15 protein-coding genes are annotated in these 20,911 nt (G+C 32.8%); 9 read left to right on the top strand and 6 right to left on the bottom strand.

Annotated features, from left to right (window positions below):
• Positions 1-287: 287 nt before the first annotated feature.
• The 3 genes from IPO86_04385 to IPO86_04375 form a co-directional block, all read right to left on the bottom strand.
• Positions 288-2,804 (bottom strand): carboxypeptidase-like regulatory domain-containing protein, encoded by a 2,517-nt coding sequence (locus IPO86_04385; GenBank protein ID MBK9727340.1) that lies wholly within the window; start codon positions 2,802-2,804, stop codon positions 288-290.
• A 263-nt stretch (positions 2,805-3,067) separates the two neighbouring features.
• Positions 3,068-5,218, bottom strand: a complete 2,151-nt coding sequence (rnr, locus tag IPO86_04380; GenBank protein MBK9727339.1) for a ribonuclease R — start codon at positions 5,216-5,218, stop codon at positions 3,068-3,070.
• Between the two features lie 27 nt (positions 5,219-5,245).
• Positions 5,246-5,758, bottom strand: a complete 513-nt coding sequence (locus IPO86_04375) for a hypothetical protein (GenBank protein ID MBK9727338.1) — start codon at positions 5,756-5,758, stop codon at positions 5,246-5,248.
• A 921-nt stretch (positions 5,759-6,679) separates the two neighbouring features.
• On the opposite strand from IPO86_04375, the gene IPO86_04370 reads away from it, so the two are divergent.
• The gene (locus IPO86_04370; GenBank protein MBK9727337.1) at positions 6,680-8,185 is read left to right on the top strand and encodes a T9SS type A sorting domain-containing protein; all 1,506 of its coding nucleotides are present in this window, start codon (positions 6,680-6,682) and stop codon (positions 8,183-8,185) included.
• Between the two features lie 537 nt (positions 8,186-8,722).
• On the opposite strand, the gene IPO86_04365 is transcribed toward IPO86_04370, so the two are convergent.
• Entirely contained in the window at positions 8,723-9,310 is a 588-nt protein-coding gene (locus tag IPO86_04365; GenBank protein ID MBK9727336.1) for an IS66 family transposase, read from the bottom strand.
• Between the two features lie 274 nt (positions 9,311-9,584).
• Between IPO86_04365 and radC the strand changes: the two genes are divergently transcribed.
• The 8 genes from radC (at position 9,585) to IPO86_04325 (ending at position 16,689) form a co-directional block, all read left to right on the top strand.
• Positions 9,585-10,295 carry a DNA repair protein RadC gene (gene radC / locus IPO86_04360; GenBank protein ID MBK9727335.1) on the top strand — a complete coding sequence of 237 codons (711 nt, stop codon included), beginning with the start codon at positions 9,585-9,587 and terminating at the stop codon, positions 10,293-10,295.
• Between the two features lie 53 nt (positions 10,296-10,348).
• On the top strand, positions 10,349-12,100 hold the full coding sequence (locus tag IPO86_04355; GenBank protein MBK9727334.1) for an ABC transporter ATP-binding protein: 1,752 nt from the start codon (positions 10,349-10,351) through the stop codon (positions 12,098-12,100).
• A 78-nt stretch (positions 12,101-12,178) separates the two neighbouring features.
• The gene (locus tag IPO86_04350; protein MBK9727333.1) at positions 12,179-12,646 is read left to right on the top strand and encodes a hypothetical protein; all 468 of its coding nucleotides are present in this window, start codon (positions 12,179-12,181) and stop codon (positions 12,644-12,646) included.
• Positions 12,647-12,655: 9 nt separating this feature from the next.
• On the top strand, positions 12,656-13,795 hold the full coding sequence (locus tag IPO86_04345) for a glycosyltransferase (GenBank protein MBK9727332.1): 1,140 nt from the start codon (positions 12,656-12,658) through the stop codon (positions 13,793-13,795).
• Between the two features lie 31 nt (positions 13,796-13,826).
• Positions 13,827-15,392: an Ig-like domain-containing protein gene (locus tag IPO86_04340; GenBank protein ID MBK9727331.1), complete on the top strand. Its 1,566-nt coding sequence runs from the start codon at positions 13,827-13,829 to the stop codon at positions 15,390-15,392.
• A gap of 1 nt (position 15,393) precedes the next feature.
• The gene (gene lptB / locus IPO86_04335; GenBank protein MBK9727330.1) at positions 15,394-16,143 is read left to right on the top strand and encodes an LPS export ABC transporter ATP-binding protein; all 750 of its coding nucleotides are present in this window, start codon (positions 15,394-15,396) and stop codon (positions 16,141-16,143) included.
• A complete protein-coding gene (locus IPO86_04330) occupies positions 16,130-16,372 on the top strand; it encodes a hypothetical protein (GenBank protein MBK9727329.1) in 243 nt (80 codons plus the stop codon). Before lptB ends, IPO86_04330 begins: the two co-directional genes overlap by 14 nt.
• On the top strand, positions 16,369-16,689 hold the full coding sequence (locus tag IPO86_04325; GenBank protein MBK9727328.1) for a hypothetical protein: 321 nt from the start codon (positions 16,369-16,371) through the stop codon (positions 16,687-16,689). Before IPO86_04330 ends, IPO86_04325 begins: the two co-directional genes overlap by 4 nt.
• Positions 16,690-16,731: 42 nt before the next feature.
• On the opposite strand, the gene IPO86_04320 is transcribed toward IPO86_04325, so the two are convergent.
• A complete protein-coding gene (locus IPO86_04320; protein MBK9727327.1) occupies positions 16,732-17,478 on the bottom strand; it encodes a GLPGLI family protein in 747 nt (248 codons plus the stop codon).
• A gap of 309 nt (positions 17,479-17,787) precedes the next feature.
• The gene (locus IPO86_04315) at positions 17,788-20,658 is read right to left on the bottom strand and encodes an outer membrane beta-barrel protein (protein MBK9727326.1); all 2,871 of its coding nucleotides are present in this window, start codon (positions 20,656-20,658) and stop codon (positions 17,788-17,790) included.
• Positions 20,659-20,911: the final 253 nt, after the last annotated feature.

Below are 20,911 nucleotides of genomic sequence, written 5' to 3'. Positions count from 1 at the left end.
AAGATTTCTAAAACGGAGTGCAAAGGTAGAAAATTTTAAAGCAATAACGGCATAAAACTCAGTTAATTACTTATAAAATATTGAAATTCAATAAATTGAATAGTTTATTTAAATAAAAATACCTTGCGGTTTTGATTCTAGTCGAATACCCAAATCCCGAATGATACCAATCTCAATTTTCAACTTTCGACATAAAATTTAGATTCAAAACAAATCAAAAATTTGATAAATCTACCCTTTGGATAAAGCATTTACATTCCTGAATTCAAAAATCCTAAAGGCAAAACTTAAAAAATAAATTTTAATCCTAAAAATATACCTCTGTGATTCCCTTTTGCTCCGGGCGATTTTAAATAATTGATCCGTTGTAAATAATGGACAGAAAGCAAATGAAAAATATTATCTATACCAACTCCAACTTCCACATATGGATCCTTTTGAGTTGATTGTGCATTTTGCTGCAAATTAAACTGCTCATTTGCATTGGATAAGGAACCCCAAAATGAATTGATTACAATTCGTTCTCTTAATTGAAATTTTTGAATCCATGGAATTTTATCAAATAACAAACCTCCAAAATGAAATCGAGAATGCAATTCTATATATTTATCTGCTGTAAATTCATAAGGTGTCATCAAATTAAAAACCCGATGCGAAATTACCCACGCATCACTCCCTCCCGGTTGATGCAATATTAAGGAAGCTACTTTACCAAAAATTTGACCTGCTTCAAGATTCCATAACAATTCAATTTTTGGTGTTAGGTGTGATGTATGATTTACATTAACACTAAGTTTCTGGTACTTAAAATCAGATTTTCTGAATTTGATACCCTGGGAATAGCTCATGGCGATCACAGGAATTGTTGATGCTAATGGAAATCTTGTGTAATTATGAATTTTAGCAGATTCATGAAATGCAAATCTTATGCCTAAGGTTATTTCAGTAATTGGAACCTTGTGTTTTGTAAGCGCTTCATCCGGTGTTAAATCATTACTTATAAATGCAGGATTCGGATACTCATATTTAAAGGCTGGATCTAGTGTTTGATAATTCATCCCAAGATGAAACATAAAATTCGCACCAAGCTGTTGATCATGACTTACGGAAGTCTGCGTCATAAAAACTCTATAATAGGGTACGCTTCGCTTTCTCAAGAGAGAGTTTGTCAAATTGTCCTTATCGTTTTGATCATACCATTCTGTGACCACATCATAATCTGAACTATATGCTAATTGACTTCTAGAATAAGGTTGCGTTCTCCATATATGACGAAGCCCTATACTTGACTTAAAACGCTCATCTTTTAATCCATATGCAATATGACCATAAATTCCCGACTTCGGAAAGATCTTTTCCATAGTTCGAACACTTAATCTAAATCGAATTCCTTCTATCCTGTTATAACTTATTAAAGAACCTAAAGGACCAATATAAAACTGACTCCCGATATAGTATACTCCTGAAACAATGGTCGATAAGAATTTTTCTTTTACCACAGCTCGCGTATCACTTTTCAATTGCGCTGCCATTTCATAAATCAAAGCTTCTCGTTTTGTTAAACTATCAGGACGCAAGGCAGTCCAGTACGCTTCATCATGACCTGTATCTAATAAGTTAATAGAAGTTACCAATGCCCCCGATTTTGCAAAATTAGCTGCTTGAGCTGCATTTAATAAAATTTCAGAATGTCTCACCGTCATTTTGCAAATCATAATCTTATCACCTAAAGAAATTGGAAGTGGAATTCCCAAGCTTTCAAGATTTGCAAGATATTGCAATGAGAGTTTACTTTCTTTTAATGAATATCGACTAGAACCCGCAGAAACATCCGCAGCCAATGTATATTGCTGTTGAATTCTGATGGCTTCTATATAATTTATATTCGCATTTTTACTAAGACGAAGGTCTGCAGATACCAATGCAAACGAACTGTCATTGACTGTAAAATATCCAGTAAATACATTATCACGCCAATTTTTCGGAATGGCTTGAAATGTAATATTATAATACCCTCTCGGTAAGGAAAGACTATCCACAATATAAAAATGATAATAACTAAAAGCATCCTTTCCAATTGGACTCACAAATGCCTTATTAAATAAGAGTACCCAATCATCATATAAATTAATATCACCAGCATTCCATTTTACCAAGGGCTCTAAAAGTCTATCTGTTTCAAAACCGGTAGTACGTACAGCGATTTGGTTTTCAGATTCTGAGAAAGGATCTCGTGTTAATTCGTAATCAGAAATTTTTTCAGAGAAAAATAAAGGTGTTTCTTTTTTAAGACTATCATCCTCTTGTCTTAATTTTGAAAATATTCTAGCTTTATCTCCAAAAATAATACCCGAAGTAATATTCTTTTCATCTGCTTTTGGATCGAATACGCCTACCTCTTTTAATTCCCATCTTCGGGTATGTATTCGATTTAAATTTACAGGATTATTCTTCTCATTTTGACTGACCACTTTTTTCATTAAGCTTCGTCCAGGATTAGGGTCTGCAGTTACAAGGATCTCTCCCAACAAGTAGGATTCTTCTTTTAACTTAATTGTAAAATTCTGAACTGGCTTTGAATTTAAAGCGTAAACCTGCGCTACATAACCAACATAATTAATTCGAATAGAATCACCCTGTTTTGCATTGACTTTGAAACTAAATCGGCCCAAACTATCCGTTAAGCTTCCAACTGGTCTATCTTTCAGGGAAACAGATACAAACGAAAGAAATTCACCCGTTCCTTCATCTGTAATAACCCCCTTAATAGTACTTTGTTTTTGGGCATAAACCTGTCCCGACACACCGAAAAAAATCAATAAAATAAGGCTAAGTAAGGAGATATATCGATGAAAAAACATGGCCACAAGATACTATTATACTGGAAAAAAACAATTTTCAGTACACTTGAAATTGAATTCAACAATTTGCATCCAAGGCATCATAATCCGTTGTTTTTAGTCTTCCTATTTACTGTAATCCATGTTTCCATCTGTGTTTTGCAGTAATTGGATAATTTCGTAAAGAATTTATTGCTTGAAAAAAAATACATTCGAATGAAATTAGATTAATAATACGATAATAACAATTCCTTCTTATTCAAATCTGCATCTGCAAGTTTAACTTTTAATTTATCTCCTATTTTCCATTTTTTATTGATCACACTGGCTTCTGCAACAAGCCTGTTTTTATTAATTTTAATTTCTTCTTCAAACTGATGAAAAGGCAAAAATCCTTCACATTTTACTATTTCCAATTCAATATAAAATCCCTGATCATTCATACCAATTATGCGACCCTCAAAGATTTCACCGATTCTATCTTTCAAATAATAAACTTGATAGAAACGTGTAGATGCTCGCTCTGCTTCCATTGCCTTTCGTTCCTGATTACTAATATGCATGCACTGCTTACTTAAAACTTTAGTATCCATCCTATAAGTTTCTCTTAAATTTGCAAATAAAATACGATGAACAACTAAATCTGCATATCTTCTTATAGGCGATGTAAAATGAGAATAAAACTTGAATGCTAATCCGTAATGACCAATATTTTCAGTACTGTATTCTGCTTTTGCCATAGACCGGATTGCCAAAGGCTGCAAAATTTTAAGCGCTTCATTTTTACGGGCAAGTTCCGCTAATTTATTTAGTGAATTGGAAATTCGTTTCGGGGAGCTCAAATCGAGTTTTACTCCCATTTCCATTGCAAAAAGTGCAAACTCTTCCAATTTGGCGGGATCCGGTTTATCATGTATTCTATAAACAAAGGGTATCGGATGATCCTTACTTTTTTCGGAAATAAAACTCGCCACATATTTATTTGCAAGCAACATAAATTCTTCAATCAACATATGAGATTGCTTTCGTTCTTTTACAAGCAACTCCAAAGGATTTCCTTTTTCATCCAATTTAAACTTGACTTCTTCCGAATCAAAATCGATCGCGCCATGCTCCATCCGTTGCTTTCGAATATACACAGCCATGTCATTTAATAAGAGCAATTCTTTTTGATATGGTCCCTCTTTTTTATCGAGTACATCTTGAACATCTTCATATGTAAACCGATGATCTGAATGGATTAAAGTTTTACCAATCCAATGATTCTTTATTTGAAAATCTGCATCTATTGTAAATATTACCGAGAACGTATATTTATCTTCATGAGGTCTTAATGAACATAAATGGTTGGATAATTTTTCTGGCAACATAGGTAACACCCGATCCACTAAATAGACTGAGTTGCCACGTTTAAGGGCTTCTTTATCTAATGCGGAATGTTCATCCACATAATGACTTACATCTGCAATATGTACGCCGATATCCCAGCTACCATCTTCATTTTTATGCACTGACAAGGCATCATCAAAATCTTTTGCATCAAAAGGATCAATCGTAAACGTAGTGATTTGTCGGTAATCTTTACGATAAGAATGGAGTACAATTTCTTCCGGAATTTTATTAGCAGCTGCCAACAACCCTTCACTCCATTCCAATGGAAAGCCTTTTTCAGCAAGGATACTCTGCATTTCTACATCGATAGACGTTTCAACACCCAGATTTCGAATTACACGACCTTCTAACAGATCTGTTGGCTTTTCTTTATATTTCGTAATCGAAACAATGACACGATCAAACTCTTCAACCGGTATCGTTTTTGGGACCTCTAATAAAACTTCAAATACTTTTTGTCCACTTTGGGCATAGGCAATAGCCCTTCGATTAAAAAATCGAACGATCCCAATGATTTGATTTCTCGAACGCTCCAGAATTTCAGAAACACGACCCTCTGGTTTCGAATTATAGATTTTAATAACTTCAACTTTTACATAGTCTCCATCTTCAGCGCCTTTCAAATTTTTTTGGGCAACATAAACATCTTTGCCTTCATCTTTACAAATGATATAAGCAAATCCTGCCCGGGCCATATCTACATAACCTTCATAAATAGTTCCACTTCCTGCGGCAGCTACGTTCGATTTGGAAAAATACTTTTGTTTGTCACTACATTGCAATTGTTTCTTCTCAACCAAGATGTCTAATTGCTCTAATAAAGAACGGACTTCTCGAATTTTTAATTTTTTTGCTAATTGAAAGAGTGAAAACTTTTTACCTGGATTCTTACTAAAAAATGAAATGATTCTTTCTTTTAGTTGATTCTGTGGAGAGGATTTAGCTTTAGTGGGACTTCCTTTTTTCTTGAATGAATTCGTTTTCATGAATTTTATAACAGTAAATATAAACGATCAGAGCTTGATTTCTGAAACTCGAAGCTGGCCATCTGGTAATATTTCAAGCTGCCATTTTTTTGTAGTATTTGGATTTACTTCCAGCTGGTTTTGGGTCATACTTCCTTCCAATACAAGCATATTTGCTTCAACATCGATATGCGCCATCTTCTGAAAGATCATATCATTTTCGGTATAGAAACCAGCAACTTCTGCAAAATGTAGAAACACCCCTTTTGAATTAAAGTTCATTAAATAAAATGAATAATGCAATAATCTGGCAGTCCAAATCACAATATGTTGCATTCCATGATCTGCTTCAAATTGAAGACAGGGTAAAAATTCAGTAAACTCATCTACTTCAAAATCCAAATTAGGCAAAACAAATGCTGCTAACAATTCATCTGGTAGGGCATCATTCACTTTACTAAAACTATGGTAATCTGAATATTGAATCGTAAGTGGTAAGTCCGTTTTTGGGAAAAAACTCAAAAACTCATGAAACGTATTTGGATTAACTATTGGATTCATCAAACAATTTCAAGCAAAGATAGAACTTCAGATGGGAACTGTGAGAATGTTGTGCATAGATTCTATGATTCATTGCTATTTTGAATATTAGGATTTGTTGGTTTTCTTCTTTCCATGAAGCTTACAAGTTGCTAACAATGAATAAACCATAGCTGCTCTTTGAGCAGATTCCTCAGAACCAGCAAACAATAGCATATAACATTTATTTAATATAATCTATCAAATACATTTCAGTTCTTAGAACAATTTTTTACCATTACTATCATAAATTCTAATGTTTGCAAATTCTCCAAACTCTTTATCAATATTAGACTGAGATACTTGTTTAAATTTAATCTGCTTAATAATCGGAAATGAAGAAAAGCAATTAGAATCTAAAAGGATTTGATACGCACTATCATCTTCCTGGTGAAAATGTTAAGATCGAAGAAAAGAAAAAGACTTCCAGAATTGTTGGCATCTTTCCAAATCCAAGTAGAAACGAAATAACAATACTGTTGCCAGTTATTGAAGAAAGTTATTGAGACATTGAATTGCTTGACTTAAATGGCAAAGTTTTAATGAGTGAAAGTACAGATAGGTACAAAATGAAAATGGATATTTCAAAAATCCCAAATAGCCTTTCCTTTGTTCACTTACTAAATGGAAAGAATGAAAGAATAGTTAAAAGGATACAAATTATGAAATAGCCCTTTTCCGTTAGACTTAGCATTATCTTCAAATTTGATGAATCGGGGTAAATAAAAAGCTCAAAATGCCTATATTTAGCCCGATTTTCTTCTGCCTGTATGAAACGAATACTCGCATTAATCTTATTATTTATTTTTACCCAGGGATATTGCTAAATTTATAAAGGATTAATTTTATCTAATAATTGCCGGTTAATCATTCTTTAACCGGCAATTATATAATTTATGCTATATGAAGTTATGTTTCTTGATTTTGAATATGCTAGTTTGTTTGTTTACACAAGCACAATACAAGTATGATTATACATGGGCTATGGGATACGATTGTTGTAGGGGTGACGAAAATGACAATTATGCATTGAATTTCAATGGAAACAAGCTAATTATTGATACCACAACTCTACAAGAGCAATTTTTTAGAGCTGGACAAATTTGCGACAAAGATGGGAACTTAACACTTTATACAAAAGGTTGCAAACTTTATAATGGTAAAAATCAAATGGTAATCAATGGAGACAGTTTAATTCAAAGTGATTCAATGAATTATGGTTGCTATACTTATGGCAGACAAGGTATAGTGATTTTACCAGATAATTATAACGACGGTAATTTTTGGATTTTCTATAAGAGTTTATTTATTAGAAAAAAACCTTTGCCTGGAGCAAACTTAGCATTATATGATGCATTCCGCTATGCTCTGGTTAATATGAATAACTTCCAGGGAAGAGGAGAAGTGCTTGATAAAAGTATTTCTATCCTTCACGATACTTCATTAGTCCATGGTAACATCTGTGCTACAAAACATTTTAATAATAAAGATTGGTGGGTTATGGCGTCTACAGATAATTCCGAAATAAACTATTATTTCGTTTTACTTGATCAAAACGGAATTAGTAAAATAAAGGCACAAAAAATAGGTAATAAAATTACAAGACTTGGAAATGATTCAGACGGTTTTTTATTTTCTCCTGATGGAAGTAAGCTTGCTAGGTTTTTTTACGAAGATGGTCTATTCTTATTTGATTTTGACAGGAAAGATGGTGTCTTAAGTAATTTTAAGAAAATTGACTTTCCAAATTCAGGATCGAAATATGGAGGACTTGCTTTTTCGCCTTCGGGAAGATTTTTGTACGTTGTAACAGATACGATTTTATATCAATATGATTTTTTAGAATTAGATTCTACGAAAGCGATGTTAGAAGTAGGTTGGTTTGATTATTTTTATGATTGGTATTATACAACATTTTACACGACACAATTAGGTCCCGATTGCAGAATTTATATGGCAACTTATCCGACTTCGAGTTATTTACATGTAATTAAATTTCCTGACCGAAAAGGTACAGCTTGTGAATTTGTTCAGCATGCAATAAAACTACCTTTTTATAATGACTATTACATGCCCTATTTTCCTAATTTCCGATTGGGTCTGGCACCCGTTTGTGATAGCACTATTGATTTTATAACCGGATTAGAATTTCCAGCTAATTCAGTTTTTACGAATATATTTCCTAATCCTACATTCGAACAAATTCATCTTGAAATCGAATTGTCTAATCAATCAAATGTCCATTTTTTAATACAAGATTTAAATTCAAAACAGGTATTTAAAGCTCAGCTTGATCCGACTAAAACAAAATATATTTTTGATATCCATGATTTAACTGCCGGAATTTATATTTTTTACATTCAATCTAATGAAGGAATATTAAAATCAGGAAAACTTGTTAAATTATAATTGTTTTTGAAAATCATAATTACGATGTCCTTCAGTTTTACTCTATTTGACAGAATTTATAATATGGAGCAACTATGACCATTCAAAATTATGAAAAATCCAATCTAAACAAGGTTTCAATTGATATTTCAAATTTTTCTGCGGGTTAATATTTTATTAGGATTAATATTCACGATAAATTTTTCAACAGAAAAATTATATTAAAAAGATAAAGTTAATAATTAATCATTGTTTAAGAATAGCCTAATAATTCTGAGGCTTTGCAGTTGCCGCATTAAACGGCCTAATTGGCTTCCCATCAATCATAAGCTTTAAATAAATTTTGTAGTTAGGTAAATTGATAAAATCCTCTACATCAAATTCAGGATACATTTTGATTGGCTTAATTTATTGCAGTTCACACTGTTCCGTATCCGTACAACCAAGTGCACTTAGCTGATAAGCTCAACTTGAGCAGGAGCAATTGTTTTACTTCAATTTTGGGGAAGTAATTCTGAGATTCGATTTATACGATGATCCTTTATTCTATGCAACACATCAGTTAACCCTGCGTATGCCTGCCTGCTCTGCGGCCAGCAGGCAGGGATTCATGCCATGAAGCTTACAAGTTGCAAACAATGAATAAACTTTAGCTGCTCTTTGAGCAGATTTATCAGAACCAGCAAACAAATAATTCTTCATACCTAAAGCTAAAGGGCGGATTGCATTTTCTATAAAATTATGATCAATTTTTACTTCGGCATGAAAGGTATATGCAATTAGTTTATCCCATCGTATGATTGCATATCCAAAAGCTTTTCCAATTGCACAGGCCGGCAAAATAGATTCTCTATTTTTATCAAGAAATTCTTTAATAGTATTTAATAAAGGAGTGGCGTGTTCCTGTCGCCATTTTTGTCGTTTTTCATCGGATAATTTTTGTTCTTTGGCTGATTCCTCAATTTTATATAGAATTTGAATTTGTCTTAGTACAAAATTCCCTCGTTGTTTATCCTTATCAAGTGCTTGTTCAAAATATCTTCTTGCATGTGCCCAACAACTAAATAATATAAAATCCGGATTATTTTCATAGGTTTCATAGACACTATAACCGTCTGTTTGCAATTTGCCTTTAAAGCCCAGCATATGATTTTTAAAATATTCTATAGATCTTCCTTTTTCAAGATCAAATCGAAATTAAGAATAGGAGACTTGGAATTTTAATTGTTCAAAGGAACGATAATGTTTTGCTGTCTGGTATTTCGGAATTCCTAACACAATAATTAATTCACTTCAAATAATCAGAATTCACGGTCATTCAATAATTAGAATGTATTTATAGGTTTTAGAATCCTTATATTTAATCATCTTAATGAATTCTTAAAATCATATTTTCTGAATATTAAAATAAATAGCAAGTATGCATAAAAAACGAAAAGTATATCCTGAAAATAGCGTTATAAAATATTGGGCTGAAGATGATCGTCCACGGGAAAAACTAGAAAAAAAGGGCAAATCCAATTTAAGTAATTCAGAATTATTGGCAATTATTTTAGGTTCTGGAAATCGGGAAAGCAATGCCGTAGATCTCGCTAAAAAGATACTGGAAAGTTGTAATCAAAATCTGATTGAATTAAGCAAATTAGGAATCCATCAATTGAAAAAATTTAAAGGGATTGGTTCTGTAAAAGCGATAACCATTGAAGCCGCATTAGAATTAGGAAGAAGGCGACAAGAATCTCTTGCTATGGAAAAAGAAGTCATTAGCTCCAGTGGGATTGCCTATGAATTAGTGAGAGCTAAACTCCAGGACCTAAATCATGAAGAATTCTGGGTACTTTATTTAAATCGGGCAAACAAAAAAATAGCGATGGAAAATCTTAGTAAAGGAGGCATCACTGGTACTGTAGCAGATAGTCGCCTGATTTTTACAAAGGCCTTAGAAATTAAAGCTACGGGTGTGATTTTAGTACATAATCATCCTTCCGGCTCTGTAAAACCAAGCACGCAGGACATAGAGCTTACTAAAAAAATGAAAACCGCAGGGCAAACTTTAGATATTGGCGTTTTAGATCATTTAATCATTGCAGAGGATAAATATTTTAGCTTTGCAGATGAAGGGATGATGTAAACCCTTTTTTAAACAAATTAGTTCAATTATCATTACTATTCGATAGATTCTGCATGTCTAGCTTTCAAATTCTTAAACGACTTGTTAAGTATATAAAACCTTACCAAAGTCTCTTTTGGCTTTCCGCTTTGATTGCTATTTTAATGGCGCCATTCAATGCAATCCTTCCATATTTGACCAATATTATGGTAGATGATTATATTCTTGTTAAGGATCTACATGGCCTCAAAATAATTGCAGTTTGGTATTTGGTGATTTTAATTGGTTTGACCCTTTTGAGATATAGTTTTACAATGCTAACCAATACTATGGGTCAGCAAATAATATTTGACCTTAGAAATAAAGTTTATAGTCATATCCTATCGTTACGGCTGTCTTATTTCGATAAAACACCTGTTGGGACAAATACTACGCGGGTTATCAATGATCTTGAAACCGTGAATTCTGTTTTTTCAGAAGGCCTTATCACTATTGCTGCAGATATTTTGGCTTTGCTAACGGTATTGGGTTTAATGTTTTGGACAAGTGTTAAATTAACCCTTATATGTTTAATCACATTTCCGATTCTATTAATCGCTAGCTATGTTTTTAAAGAAAAGGTAAAAGCTTCTTTTCAAAGGGTTCGCAGTCAGGTTGCTCGTATGAATGCTTTTTTACAAGAACATATTTCAGGTATTAAAACGGTTCAGATTTTTGCTGCAGAAAAACGGGTCGCAGGTAAATTTAAGGAAATCAACAAAGAATATACACAAGCTAATTTGGATGGAATTTTTTATTACGCCGTCTTCTTTCCGGTAGTTGAAATTATCTCCGCTGCTTCTTTGGGTTTTATGGTCTGGTGGGGGGCACAAGGGGTTTTGGAAGGCGTTGTAACGATCGGTCAACTGGTTGCTTTTCCTATGTATTTATCCCGTTTGTTTCAACCTATAAGAACACTTGCCGATAAATTTAATACTTTACAAATGGGCCTGGTTGCCGGTGGGCGTGTTTTTGAAATTCTCGACAATAAAGAAATAAGTCCAAATGATGGCACCATTCAAAGTGGCAGTCTAAAAGGAGATTTAGAGTTTAGAAATGTTTCTTTTAGCTATAATGATACCGATATCGTCCTAAAGGATATTTCATTTTGTTTAGAAGAAGGTAAAACCTTAGCCTTAGTAGGCAGTACAGGTTCTGGTAAAACAACCATAATTAGTATTCTAAACCGTCTCTATGATATTCAGACAGGATCGATCCTTATAGGAGGAAAAGATATTAAAAATTACAAATTGGACTTCCTTCGTAAAAAAATTGCAGTCGTACTCCAGGATGTTTTTTTGTTTCAAGGTACCATCCTTGAAAATATGACGCTAAAAGATCCGTCAATTAGTTTTGAAGCAGTTGTTGAAGCATCCAAAAAAATTGGAGCCCATAGCTATATGATGAAGTTACCCGGCGACTACCAATACGTGCTTTCAGAACGTGGAACGAATTTATCGGTTGGACAAAGACAATTAATATCCTTTGTAAGGGCTTTATTGTGCAATCCAGATATTTTAATACTGGACGAAGCCACTTCTTCTCTAGATACCGAAACGGAGTATATCTTACAAAATGCTATAGAAAAACTCATCGAAAAAAGGAGTTCCATTGTTATCGCACATCGTCTCTCTACCATTCAGCATGCCGATTATATAATGGCTATGGAAAATGGAAATATGAAAGAATTTGGTACTCCTGTTGAACTTTTACAAAAAGAAGATGGTTTATATAAAAGATTGTATGAAACTTATTTTCAAACAATTGAGGAAACCCGTATAATTTGAGATCCTCATAGAATCAAGTTATTTATTTTTACATATTATTTATTTTTATAATACATTTTTAATACCTTTGCTTGTCCAATGAGCACTTTTAGATCATATAATTATTCTACAGGCAAGAGTTTTCCCGAAAGACTCTTGGGTAGCCTAATTTTTTTACTTTTTATCGGCCTCTTATTCTACCTATTTTTCCAACTCTATTTATTAATGTGGTATGCTTGTCCGATATTGCTAATAATCGCCTTGGTTTTAGAGCCTAAAGTTATCGGATCCTATTTTAAGAATATCTGGATGCAAATTGTTGATAACCCTATAGGCGGCTTGATTCAAGCGGGAATTAATGTCATTGGCCTACCTTTTGTTAGTCTTGGCTTAATCTTTAAAGCATGGGCTTACAAAAAATTTGGACGCCTAAATCAACAAATGAATCAGGATCACTTTGAAGAAAAATTTACACCTTATGAAGAAGTAGATTTAAAAGATCGGCCTTCGCAACATCAAAAACAAACAACGCTTGCAGATTCCCGATATGATGATTTATTTGAATAAAAAGATGGTGTGCATATTCTATATTTAATTCCTGTTTTATTTACGCTTGTCTATTGTATTCTGATTGTATATTATCTGTACTATTGGAAAAAGATTCAACCACCCGGCCCAACAAATTCTGGTACCAATCCATTTGTAAGTATTGTAATAGCAGCTCGGAATGAAGAAGCTACAATACTGGATTGTATAACATCTTGTCTGAAACAAAATTATCCTGCACATCTCTTCGAAGTTATAGTAGTAGATGATCAGTCTGAAGATGATACTTATGAAATTCTAGAAACTATTGAAGATCCAAAATTTGTAATGATGCGCCTGGGTGTTTATAAACGCACCACTATCAAAGGATCCAAGAAAAAGGCAATAGCATATGGCATCAATCACGCAAAAGGTGAAATTATATGTACCACAGACGCTGATTGTATAGTACCTGAAAACTGGGTACTTTCCATGGTAAGCTATTTTAATCATCAAAAAATAAAATTAGTTTCAGGACCCGTTGGTATAATGCAATCCAATAACTTCCTTAACTATTTTCAAGCTTTAGATTTCAGTGGGAATGGATTAATAAATGCAGCTGGTTTACGCTCCAAAATTCATCATTTATGTAATGCAGCAAATTTAGCTTACCGCAAACATATTTTTCTAGAAGAAGATGCTTTTGAAAATAATTATAATATTCCATCTGGTGACGATGTATTTTTAATTCATAAAATTAAAGAAAATTATCCCGACGGAATTGCATTTGCAAAAACTACAGAAGCTATTATTAAAACGCACGCTTTAAAGGATTGGTCTTCTTTCTTTAAGCAACGTTTAAGATGGGCTGGAAAAATGAGTCTAATGAAAGATTGGAGTCTAAAATGGATTCCAACCTGGGTCTGGTTGCAACGAGTCTCTATCATCGTATTTTTGATTCTAGGAATCATCCTGAAAGATTTAAATTTGATACTTATTACAGGAAGTTGTTGGTTTATATATTGGCTGGCAGATTTCATCTTGCAATACGATGCTTGTCGATTTTACAATATTAAAAAATGGCAAATCTGGTTTTTTCCCGTTGCATTGTTTCATAGTTTTTATTTCATTTTGATAGGTATATTGAGTTGGCTTCCTATAACTACGGATTGGAAAGGGAGGAGAGTCTGATTTAAAAGACAATATTAATTATTTTTGCACTATGCGATGTATTCGGTTTGTTGGTATTCTTGTTTGCTTACTTTCGGCTTCCTGTGCTAACATAAAAGGAATAACAGGAGGTCCAGATGACAAAACAGCTCCTGCACTGCGCTTAGATATATCGAGTCCAAATTTTCAAAAGAATTTTAAAGACCGACAAATTATCTTAGGATTTAATGAATGGATCCGATTGGATAACCCTAGCACTAATATTAGTATTTCCCCTACTTTGCAATATTTACCAGAGTTTAAACTAAAAGGGAAAAGATTAATTATTGAATTCGATGAACGGGAAATTCTTAAAGAAAATACTACCTATTCTATCCAATTTGGTGAAAGCATCAAAGACATAACAGCAGGGAATATACAACGGGATTTGCGGTATATTTTTTCGACAGGTGATTTTATAGATTCGTTATCGATTTCCGGAATTGTAAAAAATGCATTTACAAGAGAAGCCAAGGAAAAACTTATCGTAGGGTTATATAAAAATCTCGATGATACTGCATTTCAAAAAACCAAACCATTCTATTTTACCTGGACCGATACTGCAGGTAAATTCTCACTTGAAAATCTGAGTCCGGGAAATTATAAATTATATGCCCTGGAAGATAAAAACCAAAATTACTTTTATGATCAAACGAGTGAATCGTTCGCTTTTCTAAATGATCCTATACAAATTGAACAGGATAAAAATAATAACTATTTTTTAAATTTATCAATCGCTTCAATTCCTGTATTTATTAAAGATCGTTTTGTTAAACCTGGTATCACAAAATTTTTGTTTAACGAAAAACCAGCATCCATTAATATAAATTGTGAACGCAATTCGGATTATATAAAAGCGGTGGACCTTGACAGTTTATTAATCTGGAATAAAAGCCGTGATAGTTTAAATTGTATTCTCGATTTTGGTTTTAAAAAAGACACTTTCTTTATTCCACCTTTAAATGATATTTCAACAATTTCAAGTCGCAGCTTAATTCTAAGCAATAACTTTGTAAAACCAACGGAATGGCCTGCTTTTATTTTTGACTTTCCAATTAAAAAAATAACACCTGAAAAAATCTATTTCTTAGATTCTACTGTTTCTGTTACTAGCATTTCATATGATACGATAGATCCCAGAAAATTTTACATACAAGGTAATTTCAATTCTAAAAAGGAAAGCAAGGTAATATTTTCTGAAGGGGCGATTGAAGCTTGGTTCAACGCTAAAAATAAATTGGATACTTTTAGAATAAATTATATTGAAAAGGCCAGTTTATCAAGATTAAAGCTTGCTTTTGATTCGCTCCAGATTGGATATTCATATATTTTTCAACTTATAACGAATACAAATGTTGCTCTAGAAAAACACTTTATACCGAATACCACAAGCCAGGAATTAGTACTTACAAATATTTTCCCAGGCAACTATAAGGTACGGCTAATACATGATCAGAATAATAATAAAAAATGGGATCCAGGAAATTACACAAACAAAACACAAGCAGAAGTCGTTTGGTATTTTGGATTGCCTGAGTTGCGAGCTGACTGGGATATTGATGTAAAATTAAAACCATAAGATGAAGTTACGTACTGAAAATCTCGTTAAAACATATGGTGCACGGGCTGTAGTTAATGGTGTTTCTGTTGAAGTTGGAGAAGGAGAAATAGTAGGTTTATTGGGTCCAAATGGTGCAGGAAAAACAACTACATTTTATATGATGGTTGGATTTATTACACCCAATCAAGGTTCCGTATTCCTGAATGACGAAGAAATCACCCGGGATGCAATGTATGTAAGGGCAAGAAAAGGGGTAGGTTACCTTCCACAAGAACCTTCCGTATTTAGAAAATTGAGTGTAGAAGATAACGTGCGGGCGATTTTGGAAATGACCCAATTAAGTAAAGAACAACAAAAAGATAAACTCGAATCTTTACTCTACGAATTTAATCTCAACCGGGTTCGTAAAAATATGGGTGACTCATTAAGTGGTGGTGAACGAAGGCGGACAGAAATTGCAAGATCCCTGGCATCAGATCCACATTTTATCTTATTAGACGAACCATTTGCAGGAATTGATCCAATTGCTGTAGAAGATATTCAGTCGATTGTTGAAAAACTAAAAGCAAAGAATATTGGAATTCTGATTACAGATCATAATGTTCAAGAAACCTTATCCATTACAGATAGAGCGTACCTGATTGTTGATGGAAAAATCTTAATGTCTGGCACTGCAGAAGAATTAGCCGCCGATGAACGTGTCCGGAGAGTCTATTTGGGTCAGAATTTTATTCTCAGAAAAAAAACTTCTTCGAATGCAACGATTTAAGATTGCCTTCCTGCTATTCGTATTCATTTCCTGTGAAGAAGATAGCTATAAAATGGATCGAAAAATTCAATTTAAAGCCGATAGTTTATTTGTTTTGGAAGAGCAGCTTCTTACTAAAAAATTGGATTCTATTTGTTTAGAAAATCAGAAATCCAGGAAACAAAATTTACTCGATTCCATTGTTGAAATTAGAAAACAAGAAATTATTCAATTTCAAAAAGGATTATGAAATGGACCCGCTATATTTTATTTGCAACTTTGTTTATTCAATGCAAAGAATCTGACGAACTATCTCAAGAAAAAATTGAGCAAAGCTTAAATGAGCGACGTACTAAATTTATTGCAGAAAAATTAGAAGAATGTAATAAAATATTAATGGCTAAAATTGAATTGGAAGCAGATTCAATATTAATATTTCTATCCAAAAGAGTAAAATACGATAGTCTCACAATTCCCTACGATTCAATTCGCCCAGTCAAACCTGATGTCCAGTTTCCAAATTATAAAAAACCTGAGAAACCAAAACAGGACAGTGTTCTAAATTAACTCTTTTGCAAACTTAATAATTTGCAAAATACTTCTGTTGTACTAATATCTTAAATCCCAAAATGGATTTCTCCTACGCTCGATACAGTCCTGAATATAGGTTTTAACAATTCCTTGATATTTTTCATGAGAGATTAACTTGCCTTTTGTTTTGGGCGAATTAATTTTAACAATTTTATCCAAATTTATAGTTTCTGCTATGATGCTGCTGGCATTATCATTTATATTGATTTCGAGTATTAATCCCGGAAGCCCTCCAAATTCAGCAGGCCCAAGTGGCACTAAAATTTTGTCCGTAAACCATGCAATGATCTTTTGATTTTTAATCGTATCATAGGTCTCCGCCTTCATGCAAACATAGCCGCCTACTTCTTTAATCTCTCCTACAATTTTCCATTTTCTCTTTTGAATCTTATCTTTAACAATATAAATTTTACCTAATAAATCCATTCTATCAAAACTAGTCTGATCTAAATAATTCCGATAAATTTCGTAGCTAAGCTTTTTATAACTCCAATTTGACTCCTCCCCTTTATCATCTCTTACATAGGTATAATGAGATAATGAATCATTAAATAATAATTTCATTTTCTCTGTATATCCACCGCTTTTCCCCCAACTCAGCTGAATACGATCTTTCTCCTCCTGGTTTAAGTACGGCATTAATGAAGCTATTTTTGACCAATTGTTTGATTGTGCATAAATCACTTCACCATGGACGGATTGACAATTTATAAAATAAGGATTCAGTAAAAATCCAATTAAAAATAAATAAATATATTTTTCCATAAATAGATTGAATTCATTTTTTAGAATAATATAAAATACCTGACACAAAATAATATTGAATTAAAAAATATTAAAATACCATAATACCTCCCTCATGCTGTGCTTAAAGTATTTGGCTTTTGTAATTTGAATCAAAAATCATGTTACTATTTAGATCACTATTAAAATTAAACCACCTACAGAATCTTGTGTTGTATAAAAATTTAAAGTTTATACATTTTCCATGGCAACCATTCAGTATGCTCATGTACGATATTCAAATAGGTTGCTGATATTAATATGGTATTTAAAATTTACAGGATTCATTTTTTAAAACATCCAATCATTAGATTTTTTAACACTTGCACGAATTCCTCTCATATTATAACTTACACTTAATAAATAATACCTTGATAATAAAAACGTTCGAGTATCTGAAATTTGATTGACAGAAGCAGATTGGCGAATTGAAATATTTCTATTAAATAAATCATAGGTAGATAATCTAATTTCCATTCTGTCTCCTTTAAGGAAAAGCCGATAGATTGAAGCATTCAATATTGGCACCTCGTACTCAGCTCCAAACCTTTGATTTGTAAATATTTTATAATCAAGAGTGGCATTCAAAAATACTTTCCATACTATTTTTGCATTACATTGAACGTTGTAAACTTGACTCCAAACATCATAATTTTGTTGCGATCCAATAGAATATGATGTAGTTGAATAATTCAATCTATTATCAGAATAAATTGAATATTGATCGTTTGGAGTCCATGACAAGGATATTCCAAGTCCGTGATTATTTGAAACGGCATCATTAAGTACTGCATTTATAATACTCTTGGACAATCCATAGGAATAACTGTAATTACTTCTTATAGTCAATTTGTTTTTAATTATTGGAAATCCGTAGCCCATATATGAGCTTAATCGTATGCCTCCCTTGTAATTTACCATCTTGCTGGTAGTCACTAAAAAACTATCAACCGTTTGATCGGAAATGTGCTGATTATCGTAGTATGTATAATTCAAATTGAAATTATAATTTGTAAATGTCGCTTGATTGTTGCCATAATAATTTCCGTAAAACTGGTGTGATCTTTCCGGGTCCAAATCCGGATTTCCCACACGAATAAAAAGCGGATTACTATTATCAATTATTGGAGAAAGATTTCTGAAATTTGGTTCCTGTACATTGCCATAATAATTAAATCCAATTCGGCGATTTGCAGATAATTGATAGTTCGCAGTGATGGATCCTGTCATGTTATTATAGCTGCGATCAATGGTTTTAATCTGACTATTTCCTTCCTGAAAACTACCTTCAAGCTGAATATTTTGAAATGCTAGTCCACCAGAAAGATTGAAACCACCTTTTCCATATTGCAAAATACTCCCGGTTTTATAGGTTCTAAAGACGTGATCATTAGATCTGGAATAAATATAATTTAGAATCAAGTCATCTTGTATTTTATCAAACACATTTCTGTTAAGTTCGTCATTTCGCTGTATGTAATTTCCAAAAAATTGTAATGAAAAATCCTTCCCGACAGGTTCGACATAAAGTGCACTTGATCTGATAGATCGGATATCCGTTGTCAATTGAATAAACTGATCCAGAATAGAAATGGAATCCATTAAATTCAAATCATAAAATTCATTTTTTGAATATTGATTTTCATCCGTTGTCCGATCATTATCATTATAAATAAAATTAATACCAAAATTCCGCTTTTTGTTTTTGAATTTGTGTTTATAATATGCTACACCTTGCCAACCTAAATTTTTACGATCCGCGTTTTTATTTAAATCCAACTTACTGATTAAAAAATCTTCACTGTTTAAATTATTAAACAAACCACTGACAATGGTTTGTGTAAACGTAGCATTTCCACGCAATTTTAAAACCAATGTATTTAAAGAATCAAATTCCTTTTCAAAAATGAGTTCCGCACGGTGGCTGCCATTTCTTCTTTCTTGTGTGCTTTGATCGTCAGTTGTATAATTATTATCCGGAAGAAAAAACTGTCGTTTCCGGATAGCTTCTGAAAGCAAATTATTTTGTTTATAAACATAGTTTGATGTCCATTTCAATTTGTTATGCTCATAATTATAATTAATTCCTGCCTGAGAATTATTAGGTAAACCTGCTGCATCGTCACCGAAATATCCTTCAAAGCTGCCAAATTCATCACCTTCCTCCTCAGATCCTAAACCATAATATCTAAAATACTGTCCGGAGCCAAATCCAAAAATTTCCTCAGCTTGATTCCATTCCCAACTTTGTTGTCCTTTAAAATCCTGATAGTCATTCCAATTCATTCCATTTCTTCCTGTATTATTTCGAATACCAAGAAGACTGAGTTGTTCTTTTTTATTAAACTTATTATAATTCCCTTTGAGCTCCCATTTAGATTTGAGTTCTGTTGTAGCAATGGAAGTTTCCTGTTCTTCTACACCGATGCCTGCAACTAGCTTTCCAAAACCACCTTTTTTAAAATCTTCTTTAAGTTCCAGGTTCATAGTCTTTTGACTCTTATCTAAGGGCAGTCCTGTTAGTTTTTCTTGTTCACTTTTCTCATTAAAGACCTGGACTTTTGAAACGCTTTCGGCCGGTAAATTTTTTGTAGCCATTGTGGGGTCATCTCCAAAAAAACGTTTTCCATCTACGGTTACTTTATTTACATTCTGGCCATGACTAGATATGGTTCCATCTCCTGCTACATCGATTCCAGGTAATTTCCTTAAAAGATCTTCAACAGTTGAGCCAGAAGGTACTTTAAATGTTGTGGCATCATATTCAATGGTATCTCCACGCATTTTAAGCGGAGCTTTTGCCTCCCGAATCACGACCTCAAACAGGACATTATTAATTTGGACAAGGCGAATAGAACCCAAATTAAATACATTGGAATTTTTAGGATCCAGTTCTTTTTCAAATGGAAAATATCCTAAATAATTGACTTTAATGATTACCGGAATTTCAATATTTTGTTTAAAATTAAAATTACCCGATTTATCTGTCTGGGTAAAATTTATATAACTGCTATCTGCTGCATCCAGTATCATGATGGTGGCAAATGCTAAAGGGATTCCCAAAGTATCTGTTACTGTCCCAGAAATCTCAACTTTAGATTGGGCATTTAAATCGAATGTCCCGATACCGGCATAAAAGAGTATAAATAAGAGCCATCTCATATGGATTTAGGTTTTGTTGTAAAGGGCAAACGCAATAATAGAAGAGTTATTATTATATAATTTATCTTATTTAAGCAATAGAAATAAATGTCATTCTTAGAATTTCTTAGTACCATCAAGAATTTCAATGCGCTATCAAAATCCATTCAATCAAAATAACAAATTTATAAATTACATTGCGCTTTCACTTATCGTTTTAAATAATTGAATCTCCTTCATTTTTTAAATATAGATCCCAAACAATTTAACGAGC

This window comes from Saprospiraceae bacterium (assembly GCA_016717265.1).
Taxonomy (GTDB): Bacteria; Bacteroidota; Bacteroidia; order Chitinophagales; family Saprospiraceae; genus Vicinibacter.
This window is presented reverse-complemented; position numbering and strand designations above follow the sequence as displayed.